Below are 26,577 nucleotides of genomic sequence, written 5' to 3'. Positions count from 1 at the left end.
GACATGAGCGTCCTGCGCAGCCTGGAGCGGGAGAAGGACATCTCCTTCGACCTGGTCGTCAAGGCGATCGAGGACGCGCTGCTGATCGCGTACTTCCGGACCGAGGGCGCCGCGCCGAAGGCGCGCGCCGACCTCGACCGCGTCTCCGGCCACGTGACCATCTGGGCCGCCGAGCTCGACGAGAACGGTGAGGTGGCCAGGGAGTACGACGACACCCCGGGCAACTTCAGCCGGATCGCCGCCACGACGGCCAAGCAGGTGATCCTCCAGCAGCTCCGCGACGCCGAGGACGAGATCAATTTCGGGGAGTTCGCAAGCCGTGAGGGCGAGCTGGTCGCCGGGATCATCCAGCAGGGCAAGGATCCGAGGGTCGTGCTGGTCGACCTCGGCAAGATCGAGGCGATCCTGCCGCACAACGAGCAGGTCCCCGGCGAGGAGTACCTGCACGGCGAGCGCATCCGCTGCTATGTGGTCCAGGTCAAGAAGGGGCCGAAGGGCCCGTCGGTGACTCTGTCGCGTACGCACCCGAACCTGGTGAAGAAGCTCTTCGCGCTGGAGGTGCCCGAGATCGCCGACGGCACCGTGGAGATCGCCGCCATCGCCCGCGAGGCCGGTCACCGCACCAAGATCGCGGTCAGGTCGCGCAGGCCGGGTGTGAACGCCAAGGGCGCCTGTATCGGCCCCATGGGGTCCCGAGTGCGGAACGTCATGACCGAGCTGCACGGCGAGAAGATCGACATCATCGACTGGTCGGAGGAACCGGCGGACTTCGTCGGGAATGCCCTGTCGCCCGCGCGCGTTTCCCGAGTCGAGGTAATCGATCCGGACGGCCGGATGGCCCGGGTGACCGTACCCGATTACCAGTTGTCGCTGGCGATCGGCAAGGAGGGGCAGAACGCTCGTCTCGCCGCGCGGCTGACCGGATGGCGGATCGACATCCGTCCTGACGTCCAGGAGGCACCGGCTGATCCCGCTGATGCGTCGGCACGGTAAGCTGGAATATGGTTGCCGGGCAACCCCGTTAAGAACGTGCGTGGGTTGCCGGGTTCGCACGGTAAAGTCCGAGTTGCTCCGCCTGGTGGTGGTCGAGGGTGTCGTCATCCCGGATCCGGGAGGGCGGCTCCCGGGGCGTGGTGCGTCATTGCATCCGTCCCTGCGCTGTCTGGAGCTCGCCGAGCGCCGTCGGGCGTTCTCTCGTGCGTTTCGCGCACAGGGAGTGTTTGACGTGAGTGTTCTGCGGGCTCACCTGGAGGGGCTTGACGCCGGATAGCACCGGGTGAAGGGTTACCGTTCGGCTCCGGACGTCCGGGGCCGGCATGAAGAAATCGTCAAGTAGGACGCCGAGTTGATGGGCGGAGTCAGATTGCCATGAGCGCCTGATGAGCACGCGGCGATGAGTACGTTCAGTTAGCGACGGTCCGGCGGCACTGCGAGCCTCCCGGACCGAGTTAGGGAGTGCAGTGGCGAAGGTCCGGGTGTACGAGCTCGCCAAGGAGTTCGGAGTCGAGAGCAAGGTCGTCATGGCCAAGCTCACCGAAATGGGCGAGTTCGTGAGGTCGGCGTCCTCCACGATCGAGGCGCCGGTCGTCCGCAAGCTAACAGAGGCGTTCGGCAAGGGTGACGCCTCCAAGGGCGGCGGCAAGCCGTCCTCCCGTTCGGCGCAGCCGAAGCCTGCGCCGAGGCCGGCAGAGAGCCCGGCCGGCGACGGTGCCGCGCAGGCGCCGTCCCCCCTCCAGTCGACAGGTGCGGCCCAGCCCGCGGGAACGGCGGCGAAGCCGATCCCGAAGCCGGGGCCGCGTCCGGCCCCGCGGCCGGTTCCGATGCCTCATCCGACCCCGCCGGTCCCACAGCCCGAGGCCGCGCGTCCTGACGCCGCACGCCCGCGGGCGCCGCGTCCGGACGTCCCGCGTCCCGAGGCGCCCCGTCCCGAGGCGCCGCGTCCCGCGGCGGCTTCCGGCCCTCGCCCGGGTCCCGCCGCGCCCAAGCCCGGCCCCCGGCCTGGCCCGCGGCCGGTGCCGGGTGCGCCAGCCGGTGCCGGCGCGCCGGGAGGCGGCGCCCCGCGCCCCGGTGCGCCCAAGCCCGGCCCCCGCGGCCCGCGGCCCGGTAACAACCCCTTCTCCTCGAACGCCAGCGGCATGGGGCAGCGTCCCGCGCGGCCGGGCGGTCGTGACGGCGGAGAACGGGGAGATCGTTCTGGTGGAGACCGCGGTCCGCGCGAGCCTCGTCGCGACGCAGGCGGCGCCATTCCGCGTCCGCCCGCCGGTCGCTCCGGCGCTCCGGGCGCGGGTGGTCCTCGTCCGGGCCCCGGCGGTCCGCGGCCGGGTCCCGGTATGGGTGGTCCGCGTCCCGGTCCGGGCGCCGGGGGTCCACGTCCGGGTGGCCCGCGTCCCAATCCGATGATGATGCCGCAGGGGCGTCCGGCCGGACCGGGCGGCGGTGGCCGTCCCGGTGGCGGTGGCCGTCCCGCTCCCGGCGGCGGTGGCCGTCCCGGTGGCGGCGGCCGTCCGGGCGGCGGGTTCGGCGGTCCCCGGCCGGGTGCCGGCGCGGGCCGTCCCGGTGGCGCCGGCGGTGGACCGGGTGCCGGTGGCGGTGGGTTCGCCGGCCGCCCCGGCGGCGGTGGCCGTGGCCGCGGCGGTGGCACGGCGGGCGCGTTCGGACGTCCGGGTGGTCGTCCGACCCGTGGTCGCAAGTCGAAGCGTCAGCGGCGTCAAGAGTTCGACAACATGCAGGCGCCGGCGATCGGCGGCGTGCAGGTTCCTCGTGGCGGCGGACAGACGATCCGGCTCCCGCGTGGTGCCTCCCTGTCCGACTTCGCCGACCGGATCGGCGCGAACCCCGCCTCGCTCGTGCAGATCATGCTGCACCTGGGCGAGATGGTGACCGCGACCCAGTCGGTCAACGAGGAGACCCTGCAGCTTCTCGGCGCCGAGTTGGACTACATCGTCCAGGTCGTCAGCCCGGAGGAGGAGGACCGGGAGCTGCTCGAGTCCTTCAAGATCGAGTTCGGTGAGAACGAGGGCGACGAGGCCGATCTCGCGCCGCGCCCGCCGGTCGTGACCGTCATGGGCCACGTCGACCACGGTAAGACCAAGACACTCGACGCGATCCGGCACACCAACGTCGCCTCCCGCGAGGCCGGCGGCATCACCCAGCACATCGGCGCCTACCAGGTGTCGACCACGCACGAGGGCGAGCGGCGGAAGATCACCTTCATCGACACCCCGGGCCACGAGGCGTTCACCGCCATGCGTGCCCGCGGTGCGAAGGCCACCGACATCGCGGTGCTGGTGGTCGCGGCCGACGACGGTGTGAAGCCGCAGACGATCGAGGCGCTCAACCACGCCCAGGCGGCCGACGTCCCGGTCGTGGTCGCGGTCAACAAGATCGACAAGGAGGGCGCGGACCCCACCAAGGTCCGGGCGCAGCTCACTGAGTACGGCCTGGTGGCCGAGGAGTACGGCGGTTCCACGCTGTTCGTGGACATCTCCGCCAAGCAGGGCGTAGGCATCGACAGCCTGCTCGAGGCCATCCTGCTGACCGCGGACGCCGAGCTCGACCTGCGGGCCAACCCGGACATGGACGCCCAGGGTCTGGCCATCGAGGCGCACCTGGACAAGGGCCGCGGCCCCGTGGCCACCGTGCTCGTGCAGCGCGGCACACTCCGGGTCGGCGACTCGATCGTGTGCGGCGAGGCCTTCGGCCGCGTCCGCGCGATGCTGGACGACAACGGCGAGCCGGTCGAGGAGGCCGACCCGTCGCGTCCGGTCCTGGTGCTCGGTCTGACCGCGGTACCGCGGGCGGGCGACAACTTCATCGTCGTCTCCGACGACCGGATGGCCCGTCAGATCGCCCAGCAGCGGGCGGCACGTCAGCGCATCGCCGACATGGCGAAGTCCGGTCGCCGTCGCACCCTCGAGGAACTGTTCAAGGACCTCGAGAAGGGCCAGGTCAACGAGCTCAAGCTCATCATCAAGGGTGACGTCTCCGGTTCGGTGGAGGCCCTTGAGGACGCGCTGCTCAAGATCGACGTCGGCGAGGAGGTCAGCCTCCGCGTGCTGCACCGCGCCGTCGGTGCCATCACGGAGTACGACGTCAACCTGGCGATGGCCGACGACAACGCGGTCATCATCGGCTTCAACGTGCGTCCCGAGGTGCGGGCGCGCGACCTGGCCGAGCGCGAGGGCGTCGACATCCGGTACTACTCGGTCATCTACCAGGCGATCGAGGAGATCGAGGCGGCCCTCAAGGGCATGCTGAAGCCGGAGTTCGAGGAGGTCCGTACGGGCACCGCCGAGATCCGCGAGATCTTCAAGGTTCCGAAGATCGGCAACGTCGCCGGTTCGATGGTGCGCACGGGCACGATCACCCGCAACAGCAAGGCCCGGCTCATCCGCGACGGCGTCGTCGTGGCCGACAACCTCACCGTCTCGTCGCTGCGTCGGTTCAAGGACGACGCGACCGAGGTCCGCGAGGGCTTCGAGTGCGGTATCGGCGTCGGCTACAACGACCTCAAGCTCGAGGACGTCATCGAGACGTTCGAGATGCGGGAGAAGCCGCGCGTCTGACGTCCGTGCCGCCGCCCCCCGTTCTTTCAGGGGGGCGGCGGCCGAACGTCGTCTCCGCGGTTGAGACATCCATGTACATTGGGGCACTTACTCTGGACATCCTGCTCGGCGATGTGCGTTCGCTGAAGCAGAAGCGCTCCGTGGTCCGTCCGCTGATCGCCGAGTTGCAGCGGAGGTTCCCGAGCATCGCGGTGGCCGAGACCGGTCACCTGGATCTGCACCGCCGCGCGGAGATCGGCATCGCGGTGGTTTCGGCCTCGGCCGCCAACTGCGACGAGGTGCTCGGCTCGTGTGAGCGTGTGGTCGCATTCCACCCCGAGATCGAACTGCTGTCCGTACGACAGCGGCTCTTCAACGACCACGAGGAATAAGGCGGCCGGGTCGGCGCGTCAGCCGTACGAGTGAATGAGGGAGCGTGAGCATGGACGTAGCGCGCGCCAGAAAACTGGCCGACCGCATCCAGCAGGTCGTCGCCGAGATGCTTGAGCGGCGGATCAAGGATCCGCGGCTCGGGTTCGTCACGGTGACCGACGCGAGGATCACCGCCGACCTGGGCGACGCGACGGTCTACTACACGGTCTTCGGCTCGGAGGCCGAGCGGGCCGCGACCGCCACCGCGCTGGAGAGCGCCAAGGGGATCATCAGGTCGGAGGTGGGACGCCAGACCGGGCTGCGGCACACCCCCACGCTCACGTTCGTCCACGACCCGCTGCCCGACAGCGCACGCCACATGGACGACCTGTTCGCGGCGGCGCGGGCCAGAGACGCGGAGATCGCCAGGCAGGCCGAGGGCGCCCAGTTCGCCGGGGACGCCGACCCCTACCGGTTCGAGGAGGATCAGGCCGGGGACGCCGTCGCTGTCGACGTCGACGTGGACAGCGAGGACGAACACCGGCACCGGGCGAGGTGACGACGATCGACGCCGCTGTCGGGGAGACGAGCTGGGAACGGGTGATCGAACTGGTCCGCGGTGCGGACAGTGTCGCGCTCGCATGTCATGTCTCCCCCGATGGAGACGCCCTCGGCTCGATGCTCGGCTTCGGTCTCGCGCTGGCCCGCACCGGGAAGAGGGTCGTCGCGTCGTTCGGTGACCGCTGCTTCGCCGTACCCCGCCTGCTGCGGTTCCTGCCCGGCCAGGAGTTGCTGGTCGAGCCCGCCGCCTACCCGGCGGAACCGGATCTGATGATCACATTCGACGCCTCCACGGTGGAGCGGCTCGGCCTGCTCGCCCCGATCGCGGGCCGTGCGGGGGAGCTCGTCGTAATCGACCATCACGTGTCCAACACCCGGTTCGGGTCGCTGCATCTGATCGACGCCTCGGCCGCTGCCACGGCCGTCCTGACCGAGGAGCTCATCCACCGGCTGGCCCTGCCGGTGGGCAGGGACGTCGCGACCTGCCTGTACACGGGGCTGGTGACCGACACGGGCTCCTTCCGCTATTCGGCGACCACCGCGGCGGTCCACGCGATGGCGGGGCGGCTGATCACCGCCGGACTGAGACCTGACGAGATCGCCAGAGAACTGTACGACCGCTCGCCGTTCGCCTACCTGCGAGTGCTGGGCGCCGCGCTCGGCAGGGTCATGCTGGAGCGGTCGGCCGCGGCGGGTCACGGTCTGGTGTGGACCTACGTCACCCGCGCCGACCGTGTGCTGGGCGGCCTGCCGTACGACGAGGTGGAGAGCGTGATCGACGTGGTCCGCCGGGTCGACGAGGCGGACGTCGCGGTAGTGCTCAAGGAGGACGACGAGGGGGTCTGGAACGTCTCGACCCGCTCCAAGGGTGCGGTCGACGTCGGCCGGGTCTGCGCCGAGTTGGGCGGCGGCGGCCACAGCCGCGCGGCCGGCTTCTCCTCCAGGCTCCCCCCGGAGGACACGATCGCCTCCCTGCGCCCGCGTCTCACTCCCTTCCCGGCTGATCTCCCAGAACCCCGCAATTCCTGATCTCGCATTGGACCTATCCATGAGTACGGCAAGGCCTCGCAGAACTCCGCCGCCGAGCGGGTTGATCGTCGTGGACAAGCCTGCTGGCTGGACCTCCCACGATGTCGTCGGCAAGATGCGCGGCATCGCCGGGACCCGCAAGGTCGGCCACGCCGGCACGCTCGACCCGATGGCCACCGGCGTGCTCGTCGTCGGCGTCGAGAAGGCCACCCGTCTCCTCGGGCACCTCGCGCTGACCGAGAAGGTATACGAGGCCACGATCCGGCTCGGCGTGGTCACCAACACCGACGATGCCGAGGGGGAGATCACCGCGGTCACCCCCGCCGGGCACGTCACCGAGGCGGACGTGCGCACCGGCGTCGCCGCGCTCACCGGTGAGATCATGCAGGTCCCCCCGCAGGTGAGCGCCATCAAGGTCAACGGTGAGCGGGCCTACAAGCGGGCCCGGGCCGGCGAGGAGGTCGAGATCGCCGCGCGGCCGGTCACCGTCCGCGCGTTCGAGGTGACCGCGATCCGCCGGGCCACCGGGGCCACCGGGGCCATCGGGGACGCCGTGGACGTCGACGCCACCGTTACCTGCTCAAGTGGGACCTACATCCGGGCACTGGCGCGAGACCTCGGGGCCGCCCTCGGTGTCGGCGGCCACCTCACCCGCCTCCGGCGCACCCGGGTCGGACCGTACGGCCTGGCGTCTGCCCGGACGATCGAAGATCTCGCCAAGGAATGCGTGATCATGCCGATCGCGGACGCGGTGACCGCGGCCTTCCCCCGCAGGGACGTCACCGCGCAGGATGCCCGGCTGGTGGCGCACGGCGGCCGGCTGCCCGCGGCCGGGCTGGGACCCGGCCCGGTCGGAGTCTTCGGCCCGGAAGGGGCGCTGCTGGCCCTCGTCGAGGAACGCGGCGGTACGGCCAGGCCCCTGGTGGTTTTCGCGCCCTGACATCAATGCATCCTCGGCCGCATGGCAGTCTTGTCTACTGCCGGTTTGCCGAGCCGTATCAGGAACCGAGCCGTATCAGGAATCGAGGTCGAAGTGCAGAGCTGGCACGGACTGGATGGCGTCCCCGAGAACTGGGGCAGGTCCGTCGTCACGATCGGCGTGTTCGACGGTGTACATCTCGGGCATCAGCGGATGGTGGCGCAGACGGTGGGCATGGCCCGTGATCTCGGCCTGCCATCGGTTGTCGTCACCTTCGACCCGCATCCGGATGAGGTCGTCCGGCCGGGCACCCACCCGCTGCGGCTCACCACCCTGCACAGGCAGGCCGAACTGCTCGCGTCGCTGGGCGTCGACGCGGTGTGCGTGCTGCCGTTCACGCTCGAGTTCTCGCGGATGTCACCCGACGAGTTCGTGCAGACGGCGCTGGTGGACCGGCTGCACGCGGCGGGGGTCGTGGTGGGGGAGAACTTCCGCTTCGGGCACAAGGCCTCCGGGGATCTGGACACGCTGCGGACGCTGGGGGAGAAGTACGACTTCGTGGCGGTGGGTGTGCCGCTGGTCAGCGACGGCGTCACCATCTCCTCCACGTTCATCCGTGAGCGGCTGACCGTCGGGGATGTCGTCGGCGCGGCCGCCGCGCTGGGGCGCCCGCATCGAGTCGAGGGCGTGGTCGTCCGGGGCCATCAGCGGGGTCGGGCGCTGGGATTCCCGACGGCGAACATCGAGTCGCCGCCGTTCGCCGCGATCCCGGCGGAGGGCGTCTACGCAGGGTGGATGCAATGTGTCCAGGCGCCCTCGCCGTACGAGGGGCAGCGCTGGCCGGCCGCCATCTCCATCGGGACGAACCCGACCTTCGACGGAGTGGAGCGCACGGTCGAGGCGTACGCGCTGGATCGGGATGACCTCGACCTCTACGGCGTGCATGTCGCGGTCGACTTCGCCGAGCGGCTCAGGGACACGTTGCGGTTCGATTCGATCGAGGCGCTGATCGAGCAGATGCACCAGGATGTCGCACGCGCCCGTGAGGTCACGGCCTGACCGGCCTCCCCAATGGCGGGCCGCCCGCAGGCCATCTCGGAGTTGCGCGCGAGGCTGCGACTCGGTGGTAACCTTGCAAGTCAGCCATGTTCAGGTGGCGTCATGTCCGGCGGATGTGGCGGGCCACCGGGCCGGCCTCACGGCGACTGTAGGCACGCGCGGTCGTTCGCGGGTTGGGGAGTCGGAGACGACCTGAGCAATGTTGTGCGTGCCTCCCATCAGAAGGAGAAGAAGTGTCGCTTGACGCGGCCACCACCAAGGCCATCATCGGTGAGTACGCCACCGGCGAAGGAGACACCGGGTCGCCGGAGGTCCAGATCGCGCTGTTGAGCAAGCGCATCAGCGACCTGACGGAGCACCTGAAGGTCCACAAGCACGACCACCACAGCCGCCGGGGTCTGCTCCTGCTGGTCGGCCGCCGCCGCCGGTTGCTGAAGTACCTGCAGGCGAAGGACATCACTCGCTACCGGTCCCTCATCGAGCGTCTGGGTCTGCGCCGATAATGTGGAAAGGAGCGGCGATCCTTCGCCGCTCCTTTCTCATGGCGGGCCACAATGGGTCCGGAGGACGTCCGTCCCGCGCGAGAGGCCGGATTGAACGCCGCGCGCGGCGGAACAAATGGAACAACTGAACAGCCGAGGGGGCGGTGGGCCAATCGGGCCTGCCCCACCCGACAGACAAGCCCCGCGTCCGAACGCAAGCCGCACGCACGATCCCGCGGCGTGAGAGGGCCGGTCCTCGGTAGTGGCCTCCGGTCGGTACGGCACAGCCGTACGAGAGGAACCGGGCGCTTCGATCGAAGACCGGCGCTGCACCTGAACGGGGAGCCTGGCGGAAGGACGCGGGAGACCGACCGAACAAGGAGGTCCCCCGTGGAGGGTGTCCACAACACGGAAGCCGTTATCGACAACGGCTCATTCGGCATGCGTACGATCCGGTTCGAGACCGGGCGCCTCGCCCGGCAGGCGGCCGGCAGCGCGGTCGCCTACCTGGACAACGAGACCATGGTCCTGTCCGCCACCACCGCGTCCAAGCATCCGAAGGAGAGCCTGGACTTCTTCCCGCTCACCGTCGACGTCGAGGAGCGGATGTACGCGGCGGGCCGGATTCCCGGCTCGTTCTTCCGGCGTGAGGGCCGGCCGTCGGAGGACGCGATCCTCACCTGCCGTCTGATCGACCGGCCGCTGCGCCCGTCCTTCGTCAAGGGTCTGCGCAACGAGATCCAGATCGTGGCGACGGTGATGGCGCTGCACCCGGATCACCTGTACGACGTTGTCGCGATCAACGCGGCGAGCATGTCGACCCAGCTCGCTGGGCTGCCGTTCTCCGGTCCGATCGGCGGCGTCCGCGTCGCGCTGATCCAGGGGCAGTGGGTGGCGTTCCCGACCCACGACGAACTGGGTGGCGCGACGTTCGACATGGTGGTCGCCGGGCGCGTGCTGCCGGACGGCGATGTCGCGATCATGATGGTCGAGGCGGAGTCCACCCGGGACACGCTCAAGCTGGTCGCCGATGGCGCCGTCGCGCCCACCGAAGAGATTGTGGCCCAGGGGCTGGAGGCTTCCAAGCCGTTCATCAAGGTTCTCTGCGAGGCGCAGTCCAAGCTGGCCGAGGTCGCCGGCAAGGAGACCGCCGAGTACCCGATCTACCTGGACCACCAGGAGGACGCACTCGAGGCCGTCACCGCCGCGGTGCGCAGTGAGCTCTCTTCGGCGCTGACCATCGCGGGCAAGCAGGAGCGGGAGTTCGAGATCGAGCGGGTCAAGGCCCTCGCCGCCGAGAAGCTGCTGGCCGACTTCGAAGGGCGCGAGAAGGAACTGGCCGCGGCCTTCCGCTCGCTGACCAAGAGCCTCATGCGTGAGCGGGTGCTCAAGGAGGGGGTGCGGATCGACGGCCGCGGTCCCAAGGACATCCGGCTGCTCAGCGCCGAGGTCCACGTGGTGCCGCGGGTGCACGGCTCGGCCCTGTTCGAGCGTGGCGAGACCCAGATCCTCGGTGTCACCACGCTGAACATGCTGCGCATGGAGCAGATGATCGACACGCTCAATCCCGAGCGGACCAAGCGCTACATGCACAACTACAACTTCCCGCCGTACTCGACCGGTGAGACCGGCCGGGTCGGCTCGCCGAAGCGGCGTGAGATCGGCCACGGTGCGCTGGCCGAGCGCGCACTGCTGCCCGTGCTGCCGTCGCGCGAGGAGTTCCCGTACGCCATCCGGCAGGTGTCGGAGGCGCTCGGGTCCAACGGTTCGACGTCGATGGGCTCGGTCTGCGCCTCCACCATGTCCCTGCTCGACGCCGGTGTGCCGCTCAAGGAGATGGTCGCCGGCATCGCGATGGGCCTCATCGGCGAGGGCGACCAGTATGTCACGCTCACCGACATCCTCGGTGCCGAGGACGCCATGGGCGACATGGACTTCAAGGTCGCGGGCACCAAGGACCTGATCACCGCGCTGCAGCTCGACACCAAGCTCGACGGCATCCCGGCGCACGTGCTCGGCGCCGCGCTGAAGCAGGCGAGGGGCGCCCGCCTGGCGATCCTGGACGTGATGCAGGAGGCCATCGACGCTCCGGCGGAGATGAACCCGACCGCGCCGCGCATCATCACGATCAAGGTGCCGGTCGACAAGATCGGCGAGGTCATCGGCCCGAAGGGCAAGATGATCAACCAGATCCAGGACGACACCGGCGCCGAGATCACGATCGAGGACGACGGCACGATCTACATCGGCGCCACCGACGGCCCGTCTGCCGAGGCCGCGCGGTCGCTGATCAACGGCATCGCCAACCCGCACATGCCGGAGGTCGGCGAGCGCTATCTGGGCACGGTCGTGAAGATCGCCGCCTTCGGCGCGTTCGTGTCGCTGCTGCCCGGCAAGGACGGCCTGCTGCACGTCTCCCAGATCCGCAAGCTGCACGGCGGCAAGCGGATCGAGAACGTCGAGGACGTCATGAACGTCGGTGAGAAGGTTCAGGTGGAGATCGCTGAGATCGACTCCCGCGGCAAGCTCTCCCTGGTCCCGGTCGAGGTGGTCGAGAAGGAGGCCGCGGAGAAGGGCGCCGCCGAGAACGACGGAGAGGCCGCCGTGGCCACCGGGGAGGACGTCGCGCCCGAGGAGGAGCAGCGGACGCCGCGCCGCCGCAGCCGCACCCGAGCCGGACGGGACGACCGCAACTCGTGACGACCACAACTCTGTATCCCGGTAAGGACGGCGTGGGGGTCATCCGCCGCACCGTCCTTCCCGGTGGGCTCCGGGTGGTGACCGAGACCATACCGACCGTCCGCAGTGTCGCGGTCGGCATGTGGGTCGGCATCGGGTCACGGGACGAGGCACCCGAGCACATGGGCGCCACGCACTTTCTCGAGCACCTGCTGTTCAAGGGCACCCCCACGCGGGATGCCATGGAGATCTCCGCGTCCATCGAGGGCATCGGCGGTGAGATCAACGCCTTCACGGCCAAGGAGTACACCTGCTACTACGCCCGGGTGCTCGACGAGGATCTCCCACTAGCGATCGACGTGCTCGCCGACGTGGTCACCTCCTCCCTGATCACCGCCGAGGACGTGGAGTCCGAACGCGGCGTGATCCTGGAGGAGATCGCCATGCACGACGACGACCCGTCCGACGTGGTGCACGAGCAGTTCTCCGCCGAACTGTACGGCGACACGCCGATCGGTCGGCCGATCCTCGGCAACGAGGAATCGATCAACGCACTCACCCGTGACCGCATCCGCGAGTACTACCAGCGTTACTACCTGCCGCCCCGGACTGTGGTGTCGATCGCCGGCAACATGGACCACGAGCGGGTGGTCGAGCTGGTGGCGGCCGCTTATGAGCGTGCGGGCGCGCTGGACGGCGGAGCGCTGCCGTCGCCGCCGCGCATCGGGGGTCCCGGGGTGGAGCCACGTTCGGGCATCCGCGTGGTCGACCGTCCGACGGAGCAGGCCAATCTGGTGCTCGGCACCACGGGCGTCTCGCGTACCGACGATCGCAGGTTCGCCCTGGGCGTGCTCAACGCGGCCCTGGGCGGTGGGATGTCCTCGCGGCTGTTCCAGGAGATCAGGGAGAAGCGCGGCCTCGCCTACAGCGCGTACAGCTTCACATCGCAGTACGCCGACACCGGGCAGTTCGGCATCTATGTGGGCTGCCTACCGTCCAAGATCGAGGATGTGTTGAAGATCTGCCGGGACGAGGTGGCGAGGGTCGTGACCGAGGGCATCTCCGCAGAGGAGATCATCCGTGGTAAGGGCCAGATGCGCGGTGGGCTCGTGCTCGGGCTGGAGGACACCGGCTCACGCATGTCCCGTATCGGCAAGAGCGAACTGGTGTACGAGGAGCTCATGTCGGTGGACGAGGTGCTCGCCCGGATCGAGGCCGTGACCGCGGAGGACATCGCCGGCATCGCCGGTGACGTGCTCAACCGGCCGCTCACCCTCACCGTTATCGGACCGTACGCGGACAAGGACTTCGGTTTCGCGATCGCTTGAGCAGCGGATACCACGGAGGCCGCGCGGGTTCACGTCGTGACCCGCGCGGCCGTTTCGTCTCCTGCGCATTCCTCCCGCCGCTCTCACTCGGTCCGTCCGTGCCCTGGCGCCGTCCCACCTGTCCGGGGCTATAGCCTTGGGCGCGTGATAAAGGTCGGTGTTCTGGGCGCCCGCGGGCGTGTTGGCGTGGAAGTCTGCAAGGCCGTGCATTCGGCCGATGATCTGGAGCTCGTGGCGGCCGTCGACAAGGACGACCCGTTGGAGTCGCTGGCGAAGGCCGAGGTGGTGGTGGACTTCACCCACCCCGACGTCGTGATGGGGAACATGCGGTGGTGCATCGACCACGGCATCCATACGGTGGTGGGCACGACCGGCTTCGACGCGCGGCGGCTGGACCAGGTGCGCGGCTGGCTCGCCGCCAACCCCGGGACCAACTCGCTGATCGCCCCCAACTTCGGCATCGCGGCGGTGCTGATGATGCACTTCGCCCGCCAGGCGGCGAAGTACTTCGAATCGGTCGAGATCGTCGAGCTTCACCACCCCAACAAGGCCGATGCCCCCTCGGGTACGGCTCGCCGCACGGCTGAACTGGTGGCCGAGGCCCGCCGGGAGGCAGGACTCGGCTCCTGTCCCGATGCCACCACCTCCCAGCTCGACGGGGCCCGCGGAGCCACGGTGGACGGTGTGCACGTGCACGCCGTACGGCTCGCTGGGCTGATCGCGCACCAGGAGGTCATCCTTGGCGGCGAGGGGGAGATCCTCACCATCCGCCACGACACGATGAACCGCGCGTCCTTCACACCCGGCGTCCTGCTCGGCGTACGCCGAGTCGGCGGACTCGACGGTCTCATCGTGGGGCTGGAGCGCCTTCTCGACCTGTAGGCCTGTGCAGGGGCCCGCGGAGCGTGATGAACGGGCCGCCACTCTAGGAAGGGTGGTACCGCCAAACCTCGGTGACGCCGGTCCCGACTGGGCGAGCGCGGAGGATCGACCCTGGTCAATTCCATCGCGATCCGGTCGTCTTCGGCGATTCTGGCCGGGTATTCGCAGTTCAGGCCGCCGATGGCGGTTCCGGGAGGGCTGGTTGGCCTGCCAGGTTCATAAACGTTGTCCATCGGGTTGAAGTCCATCCACAGAACCTTTTTCTGCGGTCCGAGGCCATCCGGGCATGCGGCATGGTTGTCGCGGGCCGCCACCCGGCGGCTCGCGAAACGACAACCCCCTGGAGAAAGGCATGGTTACCATGGCCGACATGGACTTCGAGGACCGCATCACCGGGCTCGAGATCGACGTGCAGTCGATCAAGATTCTGGTCGGCGCCGTCGACAACAAGGTCGAGCGTCTACGACTGGACCTGCAGCACGCTCAGGGCGCCAATGTGCGCATGATCCAGGCGCTGCGCGACGACGTGGTGGACTTCCGTGCGAGCGTGGACGCTCGGTTCGACAAGGTGGACTCCCGATTCGGTGAGGTGGATGCCCAGTTCGCCGCGGTGAACGCCCGGTTCGATGGCGTCGACCGCCGCTTCGACAAGATGGACGCGCGCTTCGACAAGATGGACGCGCGCTTCGACGAGGTGATGGTGCTCCTCAAGCAACTGGCCTCTGGTCCCGTCGGGACGGCGAGGGGCTGACGAGCGTCCACGGTACGGCTGCCGCAGGGGGAGGGGCGGCAGCCGTACCGGTGGGTGTCAGAGAGCCAGGCCAAGCGTGAAGAGGGCGCCGAAGGCGAGCTGCAGGCGCCCGGTCTGCTGGAGCGTCGCGATGAGGGACGGTCCGGTCGCCCCTGATCGGACCGTCCGTACCGGCGCGACAACGAGGGGGAGCGCGACCAGGGTGAGTGCGACGAAGGGCCGTACCGGCACCAGGGCGAGCGCGATCACGAACGGAAGGATCAGGCCCGCCGTGTAGAGCGCTCGCGTGCGGGTGTCGCCCAGCACAACGGCGAGGGTCCGCTTGCCCGATGTCCCGTCGGTTGCGATATCCCGGAGGTTGTTCACCACGAGGAGCGCGCAGGCCAGGAGGCCGACCGGAACGGAGGCGGCCAGTGACAGCCAGCCGAGGCGCTCGACCTGGACGTACGTCGTCCCGGCCACCGCCACGAGGCCGAAGAACACGAAGACTGAGATCTCGCCGAGGGCACGGTAGCCGTACGGGCGGGAGCCGCCGGTGTAGAACCAGGCGGCCAGGATCGCGGCCAGTCCGACGAGCAGCAGCCACCACGCCCCGGTCGCCATCACGAGTGTGAGGCCGGCGACGGCGGCCGCGAGGAAGCACAGGAGGGCGGCGGCCAGCACGGAACTGGGGCCGGCCGCGCCGGAGCCCACGAGGCGCACCGGGCCCACCCGATCAGTGTCGGTGCCGCGTATGCCGTCGCTGTAGTCGTTGGCGTAGTTCACCCCGACCTGCAGGGCCAGTGCGACGAGCAACGCCACCAGGGCGCGCCACCAGATCGCGCCGTCTTCGGCGATCGCGGTACCGGTGCCGACGGCGACCGGGACGACGGCGGCGGGCAGGGTTCGGGGGCGTGCGCCCGCCAACCACTGAGCTGGGGTGGCCACTTCATCTCCCTTTTCTTACTTGAAAGCCACGTGATGAGGGCCACGCGAGTATGGCCATCCCTTCGGTGCACATCGACAGTAGGGTCCGGGCACGCGGAGCAGGCGATGGTCAGGGGAAGCGATACGGCACGGCCGAGCGAAGAACCCAGGCGGACGTGGAAACAGCACGGGTGATGTGTCAGCGGATGTCGGTGCCGAGGCGGATCATCCGAATGGAGCGGCCCATGTCCAGCACCCGCTCGGCCTCGTCCTCGCCCCATCCCGCCGACTCCAGGAAGCCGAGCATCGGGTGGTTGTCGGCGAACACCCACGTCACGACCGTGTCATAGCCGTCCTCACGGAGGAAGTCGACGGTCGCGTTGAGCAGCCGACTGCCGTGGCCACGCCGGATGTGGTTGGGGTCGATGAGCAGCGTCAGCAGTTCCGCGGTCGTGCCCGGACGCAGATCCGGGTCCTCGGCCGGTCCGTGCGAGGCCAGGCCGACGACCCGATCGGACGCCCGCTGCGCCGCGGTGGCCAGGACTCCACCAGGTCCGAGGGCGGTGAAGGCGTCCGTGTCCGGCACCACGCGCTCGACCGCGACCAGCACCCGGTGTCGTGGGGTGGGTGGCGACAGGATCGCCTCGTCCCACTGGCGACGCCACATCTTCTCCGCCGCCGGCCCGGTCATCTGCTCAAGCGGGCCGGGAGGCAGGAAGTCGCGGTAGGCGCACTTCCACGCCCGGATCTGGGTGCTCGTCACCGCGTCGACGTCTTCGAGACGGGCAGGTCGTACACCCATTGATCCGGCTCCTTTCTGTACCTGTAACACCGTACTGGTCAGGACGGCCTGGGCGAACCTTCCGCCCGGCGTCGTGCCCGATATGCCCTCGTTTTGGTGCGGTTTCCGCAAAACCGCATCGAGCACCAGGAACGCGACCGGTTCTTGGACGAGTCGATGAACGCCCACTGGCAGCTGCTTTCCGCGCACACCTTGAGCCGTCGCCAGCTCCCTTCGGCGTGGGCCGCCGGGATCAACGCCGCGATCCGCGCGAGTCCGCCCGCCACCCCGGAGCACGTCGGCTCCAGCGCGGGTGTTCCCCCGGCCAGTGCGATCCGTACCGGAAGCGCCGTCAGCGTCGTCTCCAGGTCCTCCGGCAGGTCGTACGGCCCGGCGACGTGGTTGTTGTGTCGCAGTGCGCGCCGCAGCCCTTCCCGTAGCCGGGTGGCCATGAGCATGTCCTCGTCGGCGGCGCGGTCTCCGTCTGCGATCAACTCTCGTTCGCGCAGCCACACCGACAGCTCGGCAGGGGACGCCAGATCGTCGGCGTCATCCTCCACGTCGTAGGTGTTCACGAAGTCGCGGAGCAACTCCGCCGGGCCAGTCATGGTCGATCACCCCTGGTGACCACTGTACGGCAGTCGGCGGGGTCGAATAATCAGCGCCTTCACTCGCCGGAGCCGGCGTTCGGCCCCGTCCGCAGGGCGGGTGCGAGGCGGCGGATACCCGTGTCGAGCTCGGCGAGACTCGCGGCGGCGGTGTGCGTCAGCCGCAGCCGGGGGCCGGGCGGTTCGGCCGGATGGTAGATGCGGCCCGGGCTGACCAGGATCCCGTTGAGCTGCGCGGCCTCGACCACCGCCGCCTCATCCGCACCGGCAGGCAGCCGCACCCAGACGTGCAGACCACCGTGGGGGACGAGATGGACGGTCGCCTCGGGAGCGTGCCGGGCCAGGCCGGTGAGGAGTGCCGCCTGACGCGTCGTGATCTCCTGTCGGATCATGCTGACATGGCGCCGCCAGGCGGGAGAGCCGACCAACTCCAGTGCCGTCTCCTGTAGCGGCCGCGAGACGAAGAACGACTCCACCACCTGGCCGGCGCGCAATCGCCGCGCCGCCGGACCACGCGCGATCAGTCCCGCCACCCGCAGGCTGGGTGAGGAGATCTTGCTCAGTGACAGGATGTGGACGACCGTGCCATGGGCGTCCAATGCCACCATCGGAGGCGGGATCGGGCCTGCGGCCAGATATCTGGCGTAATCGTCCTCGATCACGAACGCGCCCGCTGCCCGCGCGACGGCCAGCACCTGCTCGCGGCGCTCCAGGCTCAGCGTCGCCCCCGTCGGGTTGTGCAGGGTCGGCTGGCAGTAGAAGACGCGGCTTCCGGTGACGGCGAAGGCCTCCGCCAGCAGGTCTGGCCGCACCCCGTCCTGGTCGATCGGCACGGCTGTCGCCCGCAGGCCCGCCGCCTTGGCCGCCGCGAGCGCTCCTGGATAGGTGGGGGTCTCCACCAGCACCGGCGCGCCGGGGGCCGCGAGCGCGCGGAACGCGTGTGCCAGCGCGGATTGGCCGCCGCTGACCACGAGCACGTCGTCGCCCGTCACCGCGCCGCCCGCCTCACCGGCGAACCACCTGCGCAGACTGGCCAGGCCGTTCAGCGGCGGCACATCCCAGGCGTCGGCGCGCCGTACGGCTCGCGCCGCGGCGGCGGTGATCGCGCGCACCGGTCGCAGTTCCGGGTGGAGGTAGCCGCCGGTCAGTGGGATGACTCCGTCGGAGGGATGGGCGAGCAGGGTCGCGACGGCGGCATCGTCCACGACGCGATCCCCGAGGGCGAGCGTCTGCCAGGAGTGATCGGGCGCGTCCGCCGTGGGCCGGCGGACGGGGGCGACGAACACGCCGCTGCCGGGCCGGCTCACCACCCGGCCTTCGGCGGCGAGCCACGCGATCGCCCGGGACACGGTGATCGGGCTGACGCCGTACCGGCGCATCAGCGCCCTGCTCGACGGCAAGCGGTCGCCGGGGCGGGACCGGTCCGCCTCGTCCCGGAGTATGGCGGCGAGCCGGACGATACTGCTATCGTCATTCATGAGAAATAACAGTAGCGCTATCCCTTCTGACCCGATAGCGCAGCAGTCCGGCGGGACCTCACGGAGACCGGAGCGAACGGACCGCAAGGCGGCGTGGCGGGGCAGTCTTCTCGCCGCGGCCGGAGTGGTCTCGTTCTCCGGATCGTTTCCGGCGACGATCTTCGCGATGCGCGGGTTCGACCCCTATCTGGTCGCGATCGGACGGGCCGCCGTGGCGGCGGTCCCCGCACTCATCTGTCTCAAGGCCGCAGGCCTGCCGCTGCTGCCGCCCCGGGAGCGGCTGGGGCCGTACGTGCTGATCGTGCTCGGCGTGGTGCTCGGGTTCCCGCTGTTCAGCGGGTTGGCCTTGGACGGCGGCGCGAGCGCGGCCCACGCCGCCGTCGTCACCGGACTGCTTCCCGCCGCGACCGCCGCCTGTGCCGTACTGCGGGCGGGGGAGCGGCCTCGGCCGCTCTTCTGGACAGCGTGCGCGGCTGGGGCGCTGTCCGTCACCGTGTTTACGCTCACCCGGGGCGGCGGGCACTTCGCGATGGCGGACCTGCTGCTGGTGCTCGCGCTGCTGTCGGCGGCCGTCGGCTACACGGAGGGCGGGCGGCTGGCTCGGGAGACACCGGGCTGGCAGGTCATCTCGTACGCCCTGGTCCTGGCGGCGCCGATCACGGTACCGGTGACGGCCGTGCTGGCGGTGTCCACTCATCCAGAGCCGACCGGGGTCTCGCTCGCCGGGTTCGCCTACGTCGGTCTGGTGTCCATGTTCTTGGGGTTCATCCCGTGGTATGCCGGGCTGGCGATGGGGGGAATCGCCCGTGCCGGGCAACTCCAACTCGCGCAGCCGCTGCTCACGCTCGTGTGGGCCTGGTGGCTGCTGGGCGAGCGGTTCGGCGTGGCCACCGTCGCGGCAGCCCTCGCCGTGCTCGTGTGCGTGGCCACGACCCAAGCCGGCCGTAGGTCTTGAATGCCGTGACGGTACGACGCGGTGTCGGTGTGGTCCCGCATGCTCGTCCACCGAGCCCTCGCTCTGATCAACTGATGGGCTTGTCAGGTGACTCCCGGCGCGGTGGGAAACGCGATGCCGTAAGAAGGCGCGGTGCCGTGCGAACGCCGTCGATTTTCGAGAGTCACCTTGATGGAACGAGCGAAGGTCCGTGCGCTCTCCGCCGCAGAGCCTTAGTTCGTGACGCCCTCTGCCTTGGCCATCAACCAGGCGACCTTGCTGGAGAACTCCTCACGCCAGGCCTTCTGGGCCTGGAGCTCGTCGAGCACGATGTTGAATGCGGATCGGAACTCCGCCAGAGTCTCGGTGTTGCGCTCGACCATCGTGCGTAGTTCTTGGTAGTTGGTGCGGAGTTCGTCCTGCCCCTTGCGCAGCTCCTGGTAGTTGGTGCGGAGTTCGTCCTGCCCTGTCCGGAGCTCATCCTGCCCTGTCCGGAGTTCGGTTATGTCCTCGAGGTATCTCGTCAGCACCTGGGTCTGCAGGGTCTGCTGGGTCCTGACTTCACGGACGTGGCTCTTGACCTCACGGAGGTCGCGCTTGATCTCGGCATTGTCGCGCTCGACGGCGTCGATGCGCTCCTCTGTAATCGGCATGCGGGTGAGAATACGTGTCGGTGAATGATCGCGGAGGGTGAAACCTTGATCTCGTAGCGTTCAATTCTTGTCAGGCCGACCTTGACGGGCTAGGCTGCGTCGACAGGTGTCAGGATGAGCCTGACATGCATGCTGATCAGAGGGTGCGATGCCGGTCCCATCTCTCGCCGAGCAGGAGATCCATTGCTCGTTCTGCGCGAAGCCCAAGACGGCCGTGGCCAAGGTCATCGCCGGTCCGGGCGTCTACATCTGCAGCGAGTGCGTCGGGCTCTGCAATGACGTGCTCACCCTGACGCCCGAGGCCACGGCGAACCCCGAGGTCTCCTGGCCGGACAGCATGACCGACGAGCAGATCCTCGAACTCATGCCCCGCGTCGCCGCCGTCGGCGCGCAGGTCGACGCGAACCTGCGGATCTTGGTCGGTCGACTGCGCGGTCGCGGTGTCACCTGGGCCAGGATCGGCGCCGCCCTCGGTATGACCCGTCAGTCGGCCTGGGAGAGGTTCTCCGGTGAAGAGTAGACGCGCCGGCGTCTGTATGGCCGTCCGTCTCCTTGGAGGTGCCGGCAGGATGCGGCTCAGTCGCTGGGCCAACTCTCGGGAGGGGACACGTACGTTCCTCGGTAGGGCACGGTGAACACCCACCCATGCTCACGAAGGAACACGACAGCGTGCCGGACGGTGGCTTTGGCTACCCCGTACTGTTGCATCAGCGTCTTCTCGCTGGGAATGGGCCGGCCAGGCTTGAGTTCCCCTCGCCGAATGCGGTCGGCGATCTCCTTGCCGATCTCCTCAAAGAGGGCAGCCTTGCGACGGATTCGACGGACCGTTCCGTCGCCGACGAACGTGCCTTCGCCGCGGATCGTGTGGGCGAGGCCCTGCTCCCTCAGTTCGCGGGCCACCTGCCGTGCCGTGAGTCGGGCGATGCCGTACTCGGCCTCCAGCTCGGCCTCACTTGGTAATGGATCTCCGGGAACGAAGTCCCCGTGCTCGATCTGAGCACGGATGATCTCGGCGATCTGCCTGTAGATGGGCACTGGTCCATCACGATCGAGCATGGACCTACACTAGTCGTCTAGTGACGACCAGACGAGGAAAACGGATCAGTCTCCCGGCCACTGCTCCTCTGGCGATACGTAACTGCCCCGCTGCGGGACGGTATAGACCCATCCCTGTTCGCGCAGGAACGTGATCGCCTTGCGCGCCGTTTCTCGCGCCACCTTGTACTCCTGCACGAGCGCGGTCTCGCTTGGAATCGGGCGCCGCGGTTGCAGATCCCCACGGCGTACCCGGTCGACCAGATCGTTGGCGATCTTTCGATACAACGAGATCTTGCGCTCTTCCCTGGGCATCTCGGGTTGGCCGACGAAGGTGCCCTCGCCCTGAACGGTATAGATGAGCCCTTCTTCGCGAAGCATGTGAAATGCGCGGCGGGCCGTCGTGCGTGCGACGCCGAACCGGCTCTGGATCGCGGCCTCACTCGGAACCGCGTGACCAGGTGTCAGATTCCCGTCCAGAATCTGCTGCCGGATGATCTCGGCGATCTGGACGTACAGGTGAGTATCCCCATCGTGGTCGAGCACACTCGCACGATAGATGAACCGTAACGACGCCTTCCGTACGAATATGACCGTTAGGCGAGTACTTTTCCGAGTAGACGGAGCGATACAACTAGACGTACTCTGCAATCAAGCGTTCTCTAGAGGCGGGAACGGAACCCGGCGCCAGGCGGTGTCGGTGACGATCACGTGGTCGAGGAATCGGAGGCCGACGGTGTCGGCGGCCTCATGGAGGCGGGCGGTGACCTCGATGTCGGCGTAGCTGGGATCGAGCGAGCCGCTGGGGTGGTTGTGGGCGAGGCCGAAAGCGGCCCCGCCGGAGGTGAGGACGGTGGTGATGATGTCGCGGACGGGTGCGGAGGTGTGGTCGCTCCCGCCTTCGCTGATGATGGCGCGGCGGATGACCGCGCCGCGTGGGTCGCAGATCACGGCGACCAGTCGCTCTTTGGGGTTCCCGTGGAGCATGGGAGCGGCCGCCGCGGCGATGTCCGCCGAGCAGGTGATGCGGACGCGCTCAGGCTCGGCGCGGGCCCGCCGGACGAGCTGGAAGGCGGCGGCGACGCGCGCCGCCTTGGCGGGGCCGACGCCCGGCACGGCGAGCAGCCGGTGGGGGTCGGAACGGGCGAGTTCACCGAGGTCGCCGCAGTACGCGATGAGCTGGGAGGCGAGTTCGACGGCGCTGGCGCCCCTGCTGCCCGAGCCGAGCAGCAGGGCGAGTAACTCCCTGTCCGCGAGTGCCGCCGCACCGGCTGTCATCAGCCGCTCGCGAGGTCGGTCGGCCAGGGGCAGGTCCTTGACGCGCATCGGCACCTCCGGATGGGGAATCCGGAACGGTTCTACCAGCGGCGACCGACAGTCAGGCGTGGACGGGAATCCCGTACGAGAGCCGGAACCTGTCGCCGGGGATCACGATGTCGCTCGTCTCCACCGGGCGGTCCCCGGTCCAGGTGGTCCTCTCGACGTGCAGGACCTGAACTCCGGCGGGCAACTCCAGCAGGTCGATCTCCGTCGGTTGGGGCACTCGGACGTGGACGCTCTCGCTGATCTCCGTGACAGGGGCGCCCGCGGCGGCCAGCCGGGAGAGCATGCTTCTGCGCTCGCCCATGCCATCTTCGGGCGCCTGGCTCTGGCCGAACTCGATCACCTCATAGGAGGTGAGGAGCTGCATCGGACGGCCGTCGCCGCGAAAGACGAAGCTCACCCTGATGACCGAGCCGCAGTCTTCGAGCCGCAGACGCTGCGCGATCTCCTGGGGTGCCTCGGCGAGCTCGCTTCGCCAGTGCAACGTCGGCAGTCGTCCGCAGGCCTGCATGTCCATCGCGAACGCGGTCTGGGAGTCGGGCGCGCGGCCGCGCTGCAGGGGGAGCAGGATGGGTTTCTCCCGCACCCGATGCCCCGATCCCACCCTGCCGATGATCAAACCCTCCCCGACGAGTACGCGGAGGGCGTGGCGGGCGGCGGTCTCCCCGACGCTGTATTTCCTGGTGATCTGGTGGCGAGACGGGATCGGCGCCCCCGGCGGGAGCGTGCCGTCGATGATCTGGCGGCGAATGTCCTCGACTACGCGCAGGTAGACCGGATCAGAGCTGGCCATGAATCCATTCCCTGAGGGGCTGACTAAAGCTCCCCAATCTTGGCGTATCCGAAGAGCAACTCAGAGTAACGGAACAAGCCTGTGACACCAACTTTGCCCGTAGAAAGGTCAGCGAATGGGCCAATCTCTCGCTAAGCAGTCAGGTCCTGAAATTCCCCTTCCGCCGCCGTATCACGGTATACATGTGGCCCCGGTCCAGATGGGCCACCAGAAGATCAACTGGCTGAAGCCCGCCGCTCGCAGTGATCGGGTGCGGGTTCGTCGGCACACCTGTGAATGCAAAGCGACGATCTACGAGCTGTGCCACTCCGGTGGACTGGTGTTCATCCGCCGCACGATCCGGGGACCGGAGCGGTTGGACGTCCACGAGACCGAGCGGCTCATCTCGGTACGCATGGAAGTCCTGTGGAACCGGCTCCTCCTCGGTGAGGCTCGGTGAGGCGTCGGCTGCCCGGCGGCGGATCGGTGGAAATTTTCGGCAGGAGCGTGTAACGCGGGTGTAAGACATGCCGATGGATGGTTAGAGGCCGCTGATGTGTGTACCCCCGAGCACATATCGGCGGCCTCTTTCGGACCCGCGGCGGCTGCTCGCCCAGGCGGAAACGCCGTGACGAACGGTGTGCAGTCCCGGCGACACGGGGCATAACGGGGTGGCGGGGTCCTACGCCCGCCGGGATCCGGGTAGCGTTCGGTCTATGGCATCGCCAACCGGAACTTCCGACGCCCCCTTCGGTCGCATGCTGACCGCGATGGTCACGCCGTTCACCTCTGACGGCGCCGTCGATTACGAGGGCGTCCAGCGGATCGCCGCATATCTCGTCGACGAGCAGCGCCACGACGGCCTCGTGATCAGTGGCACCACCGGGGAGTCCCCGACCACTACGGGCGAGGAGAAAGACCGCATCCTCCGTGCGGTCATCGAGGCCGTGGGCGACCGTGCCCGCGTGCTCGCCGGTGCCGGCAGCAACGACACCCACCACAGCGTCGAGCTCGCCAAGGCCGCGGAGCGTGCGGGGGCGCACGGGCTGCTGGTGGTCACCCCCTACTACAACAAGCCTCCTCAGGAGGGCGTGTTCCAGCACTTCACCGCCGTCGCCGACGCGACTGGCCTGCCGGTGATGCTTTACGACATTCCTGGCAGGACCGGTATCCCCATCGAGACGACGACCCTGCTACGGCTCGCGCAGCACCCGCGCATCGTCGCGGTGAAGGACGCCAAGGGCGACCTGTTCGGCGGATCCCAGGTAATGACGGCCACCGATCTCGTGTACTACTCAGGAGACGACCTGCTCAACCTGCCGTGGCTGTCGGTCGGCGCCGCCGGGTTCGTCAGCGTGGCCGGACACGTGATCGGCGCACAGCTCGCCTCCATGATCGAGCTTTACCGGTCCGGGGACGTCGCGGGCGCCCTTGAGACGCATCGCCGCGTGCTGCCCGTGGTCGCGGGGATCATGACGCGGACCCAGGGCGTGATCATGGCGAAGGCCGCGTTGAAACTGGTCGGCCAGGAAGGCGGACATGTACGGCTCCCGCTCGTCGACGCCACGGAGGAGCAGGTCGCGATGTTGCGTACGGACCTCGTCGCGGGCGGCGTCAAGCTTGCAGACAGCTAAACACATGGAGACGAATGAGCGAGCGAAACACATGGAACAGCGGCGCTGACCGGCGGGGGACGGGGGAGGAGCTCGCATGAGCCATCCGCATCCCGAACTCGGGCCGCCCCCGCCGCTGCCGGAGAACGGCCTGCGCATCGTTCCGCTGGGCGGCCTGGGCGAGATCGGCCGCAACATGGCGGTTTTCGAGTTCGACGGGCGGCTGCTCGTCGTCGACTGCGGAGTGCTGTTCCCCGACCCGGACCAGCCGGGAGTCGATCTCATCCTGCCCGATTTCGACTACATCCGGGGCCGCCTGCACGACATCGAGGCCCTCGTGCTCACGCATGCCCACGAGGACCACATCGGCGCCGTGCCGTACCTGCTGCGGGAGCGCCCGGACATCCCGCTGGTCGGGTCGCGGCTCACGCTCGGACTGATCGAGAGCAAGCTCTCCGAGCACCGGATGCAGCCGGTCAAGGTCGAGGTCGTCGAGAACGAGCGCCGTGCGTTCGGCCCGTTCGAGTGCGAGTTCATCTCAGTGAACCACTCGATCCCCGACGCCCTGGCCGTGGCCATCCGCACCCCGGCCGGAATCGTGCTGCACACCGGCGACTTCAAGATGGACCAGCTTCCGCTGGACGGGAGGCTGACCGACCTCGGAGCGTTCGCCCGGCTGGGATCCGAGGGCGTCGACCTGCTGATGTCGGACTCCACCAACTCCGAGGTGCCGGGTTTCGTCACCAGCGAACGGGAGATCGCCCCGGTCATCGACGACGTGTTCCGCACCGCGGACAAACGGATCATCGTGGCCAGCTTCGCCTCACACATCCACCGGGTCCAGCAGATCATGGACGCCGCCGAGAAACACGGGCGCAAGGTGGCGCTGATCGGCAGGTCGATGGTCCGCAACATGGGGGTGGCCCGCGAGCTCGGCTATCTGAAGGTCCCGGGTGGCCTGCTGGTGGACTCCCGGGAGATCGAGGAGTGGCCGCCGGAGGACGTGGTGCTGATCTGCACCGGCTCCCAGGGCGAGCCGATGGCCGCGCTGTCGCGGATGGCCAACCGTGATCACCCGATCAGGATCGCGACGGGCGACACGGTCCTGCTCGCGTCCTCGCTCGTCCCGGGCAACGAAACCGCGGTGAACAAGGTCATCAACGGCCTCAACCGATGGGGTGCCCGTGTGGTGCACAAGGGCAATGCCCGCGTACACGTATCGGGTCACGCCGCCGCCGGCGAGCTGCTGTACGTGCTGAACCTGACCAAGCCGTCCAACTTCATGCCGATCCATGGGGAGTGGCGGCACCTGCGGGCACACGCGAAGCTCGCCGGCCTGACGGGGGTCCCGGACGAGAACATCGTGATCGCCGAGGACGGCGTCGCCGTGGACCTGGTCGACGGCCGGGCGCGGATCGTCGGCGCGGTGGCGTGCGGCTACGTCTTCGTGGACGGCACCTCGGTCGGCGACATCACCGATGTGGCGCTGAAGGACCGGCGCATTCTCGGCGACGAGGGGTTCATCTCCATCGCCGTGGTCGTGGACTCCACCACGGGGAAGCTCACGGGTGGGCCGGAGATCACCGCCCGCGGCTCGGGTATCGACCCCGACGCGTTCGACGCGGTCATCCCGCAGATCGAGAGCGCGCTGCAGGAGGTCGCCGCGGCGGGGGTGGCCGACGCCATGCAGATCCGCCGCACGATCCGCCGTACGGTCGGGCGCTGGGTCAGCGACACCTACCGCCGTCGCCCGATGATCATCCCGGTGGTCGTCGAGGTATGACACGGCCGCCTGGTGTTCGACGAAGAGGACGAGTTCGCCGAAGCACCAGGCCCGGTACGGTACGGCTACCCGGGAGACGTCATCA

The 26,577-nt window shown here is 68.8% G+C and carries 27 protein-coding genes; 18 read left to right on the top strand and 9 right to left on the bottom strand.

Going from position 1 to position 26,577, the window contains the following annotated elements; genetic code table 11:
* Nucleotides 1-3 precede the first annotated feature (3 nt).
* The 13 genes from nusA (at nucleotide 4) to ACFHYQ_RS03540 (ending at nucleotide 14,606) form a co-directional block, all read left to right on the top strand.
* Nucleotides 4-993: a transcription termination factor NusA gene (gene nusA, locus ACFHYQ_RS03600; protein ID WP_394299660.1), complete on the top strand. Its 990-nt coding sequence runs from the start codon at nucleotides 4-6 to the stop codon at nucleotides 991-993.
* Nucleotides 977-1,270 (top strand): YlxR family protein, encoded by a 294-nt coding sequence (locus ACFHYQ_RS03595; protein ID WP_204011958.1) that lies wholly within the window; start codon nucleotides 977-979, stop codon nucleotides 1,268-1,270. The genes nusA and ACFHYQ_RS03595 overlap by 17 nt, the downstream gene beginning before the upstream one ends.
* Before the next feature lie 190 nt (nucleotides 1,271-1,460).
* Nucleotides 1,461-4,565, top strand: coding sequence for a translation initiation factor IF-2 (gene infB, locus ACFHYQ_RS03590; protein WP_394299574.1), 3,105 nt, complete (start codon nucleotides 1,461-1,463; stop codon nucleotides 4,563-4,565).
* Nucleotides 4,566-4,636: 71 nt separating this feature from the next.
* Nucleotides 4,637-4,936: a DUF503 domain-containing protein gene (locus ACFHYQ_RS03585; RefSeq protein ID WP_394299573.1), complete on the top strand. Its 300-nt coding sequence runs from the start codon at nucleotides 4,637-4,639 to the stop codon at nucleotides 4,934-4,936.
* A gap of 50 nt (nucleotides 4,937-4,986) precedes the next feature.
* Nucleotides 4,987-5,475 (top strand): 30S ribosome-binding factor RbfA, encoded by a 489-nt coding sequence (gene rbfA / locus ACFHYQ_RS03580; protein WP_394299659.1) that lies wholly within the window; start codon nucleotides 4,987-4,989, stop codon nucleotides 5,473-5,475.
* The gene (locus ACFHYQ_RS03575; protein ID WP_394299572.1) at nucleotides 5,472-6,506 is read left to right on the top strand and encodes a DHH family phosphoesterase; all 1,035 of its coding nucleotides are present in this window, start codon (nucleotides 5,472-5,474) and stop codon (nucleotides 6,504-6,506) included. Before rbfA ends, ACFHYQ_RS03575 begins: the two co-directional genes overlap by 4 nt.
* A gap of 19 nt (nucleotides 6,507-6,525) precedes the next feature.
* A complete protein-coding gene (gene truB, locus ACFHYQ_RS03570; protein ID WP_394299571.1) occupies nucleotides 6,526-7,446 on the top strand; it encodes a tRNA pseudouridine(55) synthase TruB in 921 nt (306 codons plus the stop codon).
* Between the two features lie 93 nt (nucleotides 7,447-7,539).
* On the top strand, nucleotides 7,540-8,484 hold the full coding sequence (locus ACFHYQ_RS03565) for a bifunctional riboflavin kinase/FAD synthetase (RefSeq protein ID WP_394299570.1): 945 nt from the start codon (nucleotides 7,540-7,542) through the stop codon (nucleotides 8,482-8,484).
* Between the two features lie 233 nt (nucleotides 8,485-8,717).
* On the top strand, nucleotides 8,718-8,987 hold the full coding sequence (gene rpsO / locus ACFHYQ_RS03560) for a 30S ribosomal protein S15 (protein WP_204011947.1): 270 nt from the start codon (nucleotides 8,718-8,720) through the stop codon (nucleotides 8,985-8,987).
* Between the two features lie 369 nt (nucleotides 8,988-9,356).
* Entirely contained in the window at nucleotides 9,357-11,666 is a 2,310-nt protein-coding gene (locus ACFHYQ_RS03555) for a polyribonucleotide nucleotidyltransferase (protein ID WP_394299569.1), read from the top strand.
* Entirely contained in the window at nucleotides 11,663-12,973 is a 1,311-nt protein-coding gene (locus ACFHYQ_RS03550) for a M16 family metallopeptidase (protein ID WP_394299568.1), read from the top strand. Before ACFHYQ_RS03555 ends, ACFHYQ_RS03550 begins: the two co-directional genes overlap by 4 nt.
* 144 nt (nucleotides 12,974-13,117) lie before the next feature.
* Complete coding sequence (gene dapB, locus ACFHYQ_RS03545; protein WP_394299567.1) at nucleotides 13,118-13,855, top strand: 4-hydroxy-tetrahydrodipicolinate reductase; 738 nt, start codon at nucleotides 13,118-13,120, stop codon at nucleotides 13,853-13,855.
* 352 nt (nucleotides 13,856-14,207) lie between these two features.
* Nucleotides 14,208-14,606: a hypothetical protein gene (locus ACFHYQ_RS03540; RefSeq protein ID WP_394299566.1), complete on the top strand. Its 399-nt coding sequence runs from the start codon at nucleotides 14,208-14,210 to the stop codon at nucleotides 14,604-14,606.
* Nucleotides 14,607-14,663: 57 nt separating this feature from the next.
* On the opposite strand, the gene ACFHYQ_RS03535 is transcribed toward ACFHYQ_RS03540, so the two are convergent.
* The 4 genes from ACFHYQ_RS03535 to ACFHYQ_RS03520 form a co-directional block, all read right to left on the bottom strand.
* Nucleotides 14,664-15,533, bottom strand: a complete 870-nt coding sequence (locus ACFHYQ_RS03535) for a 1,4-dihydroxy-2-naphthoate polyprenyltransferase (protein WP_394299565.1) — start codon at nucleotides 15,531-15,533, stop codon at nucleotides 14,664-14,666.
* 178 nt (nucleotides 15,534-15,711) lie between these two features.
* A complete protein-coding gene (locus ACFHYQ_RS03530; protein ID WP_394299564.1) occupies nucleotides 15,712-16,314 on the bottom strand; it encodes a GNAT family N-acetyltransferase in 603 nt (200 codons plus the stop codon).
* A gap of 38 nt (nucleotides 16,315-16,352) precedes the next feature.
* Nucleotides 16,353-16,901, bottom strand: coding sequence for a CGNR zinc finger domain-containing protein (locus ACFHYQ_RS03525; protein WP_394299563.1), 549 nt, complete (start codon nucleotides 16,899-16,901; stop codon nucleotides 16,353-16,355).
* A 59-nt stretch (nucleotides 16,902-16,960) separates the two neighbouring features.
* A complete protein-coding gene (locus tag ACFHYQ_RS03520) occupies nucleotides 16,961-18,379 on the bottom strand; it encodes an aminotransferase-like domain-containing protein (protein WP_394299562.1) in 1,419 nt (472 codons plus the stop codon).
* Here ACFHYQ_RS03520 and ACFHYQ_RS03515 point away from each other — a divergent pair.
* Nucleotides 18,342-19,334 (top strand): DMT family transporter, encoded by a 993-nt coding sequence (locus ACFHYQ_RS03515; protein WP_394299561.1) that lies wholly within the window; start codon nucleotides 18,342-18,344, stop codon nucleotides 19,332-19,334. The genes ACFHYQ_RS03520 and ACFHYQ_RS03515 overlap by 38 nt on opposite strands.
* Nucleotides 19,335-19,546: 212 nt before the next feature.
* Here ACFHYQ_RS03515 and ACFHYQ_RS03510 read toward each other — a convergent pair whose 3' ends face one another.
* Entirely contained in the window at nucleotides 19,547-19,966 is a 420-nt protein-coding gene (locus ACFHYQ_RS03510; RefSeq protein WP_394299560.1) for a hypothetical protein, read from the bottom strand.
* A 148-nt stretch (nucleotides 19,967-20,114) separates the two neighbouring features.
* Here ACFHYQ_RS03510 and ACFHYQ_RS03505 point away from each other — a divergent pair, with 148 nt between their 5' ends.
* Nucleotides 20,115-20,486 (top strand): ClpX C4-type zinc finger protein, encoded by a 372-nt coding sequence (locus ACFHYQ_RS03505; RefSeq protein ID WP_394299559.1) that lies wholly within the window; start codon nucleotides 20,115-20,117, stop codon nucleotides 20,484-20,486.
* A gap of 56 nt (nucleotides 20,487-20,542) precedes the next feature.
* Here ACFHYQ_RS03505 and ACFHYQ_RS03500 read toward each other — a convergent pair whose 3' ends face one another.
* The 4 genes from ACFHYQ_RS03500 to ACFHYQ_RS03485 all read right to left on the bottom strand — a co-directional run bounded on the left by ACFHYQ_RS03500 (nucleotide 20,543) and on the right by ACFHYQ_RS03485 (nucleotide 23,117).
* Entirely contained in the window at nucleotides 20,543-21,022 is a 480-nt protein-coding gene (locus ACFHYQ_RS03500) for a GntR family transcriptional regulator (protein WP_394299558.1), read from the bottom strand.
* A 45-nt stretch (nucleotides 21,023-21,067) separates the two neighbouring features.
* Nucleotides 21,068-21,547: a GntR family transcriptional regulator gene (locus tag ACFHYQ_RS03495; RefSeq protein WP_394299557.1), complete on the bottom strand. Its 480-nt coding sequence runs from the start codon at nucleotides 21,545-21,547 to the stop codon at nucleotides 21,068-21,070.
* A gap of 105 nt (nucleotides 21,548-21,652) precedes the next feature.
* On the bottom strand, nucleotides 21,653-22,327 hold the full coding sequence (locus tag ACFHYQ_RS03490; RefSeq protein ID WP_394299556.1) for a JAB domain-containing protein: 675 nt from the start codon (nucleotides 22,325-22,327) through the stop codon (nucleotides 21,653-21,655).
* A gap of 52 nt (nucleotides 22,328-22,379) precedes the next feature.
* Entirely contained in the window at nucleotides 22,380-23,117 is a 738-nt protein-coding gene (locus ACFHYQ_RS03485) for a GntR family transcriptional regulator (RefSeq protein WP_394299555.1), read from the bottom strand.
* Between the two features lie 184 nt (nucleotides 23,118-23,301).
* On the opposite strand from ACFHYQ_RS03485, the gene ACFHYQ_RS03480 reads away from it, so the two are divergent.
* From ACFHYQ_RS03480 to ACFHYQ_RS03470, 3 genes are all read left to right on the top strand, one after another.
* Nucleotides 23,302-23,556 (top strand): hypothetical protein, encoded by a 255-nt coding sequence (locus ACFHYQ_RS03480; RefSeq protein WP_239089361.1) that lies wholly within the window; start codon nucleotides 23,302-23,304, stop codon nucleotides 23,554-23,556.
* A 256-nt stretch (nucleotides 23,557-23,812) separates the two neighbouring features.
* Nucleotides 23,813-24,730 carry a 4-hydroxy-tetrahydrodipicolinate synthase gene (gene dapA, locus ACFHYQ_RS03475; RefSeq protein ID WP_394299554.1) on the top strand — a complete coding sequence of 306 codons (918 nt, stop codon included), beginning with the start codon at nucleotides 23,813-23,815 and terminating at the stop codon, nucleotides 24,728-24,730.
* A 76-nt stretch (nucleotides 24,731-24,806) separates the two neighbouring features.
* Nucleotides 24,807-26,492 (top strand): ribonuclease J, encoded by a 1,686-nt coding sequence (locus ACFHYQ_RS03470; protein WP_394299553.1) that lies wholly within the window; start codon nucleotides 24,807-24,809, stop codon nucleotides 26,490-26,492.
* The last annotated feature ends 85 nt before the right edge of the window (nucleotides 26,493-26,577 follow it).

Source organism: Sphaerimonospora cavernae (assembly GCF_042435035.1).
Classification (GTDB): Bacteria; Actinomycetota; Actinomycetes; order Streptosporangiales; family Streptosporangiaceae; genus Sphaerimonospora; species Sphaerimonospora cavernae.
The sequence above is the reverse complement of the archived record's forward strand: the minus strand, read 5'-3'. Positions and strand labels throughout refer to the sequence as shown.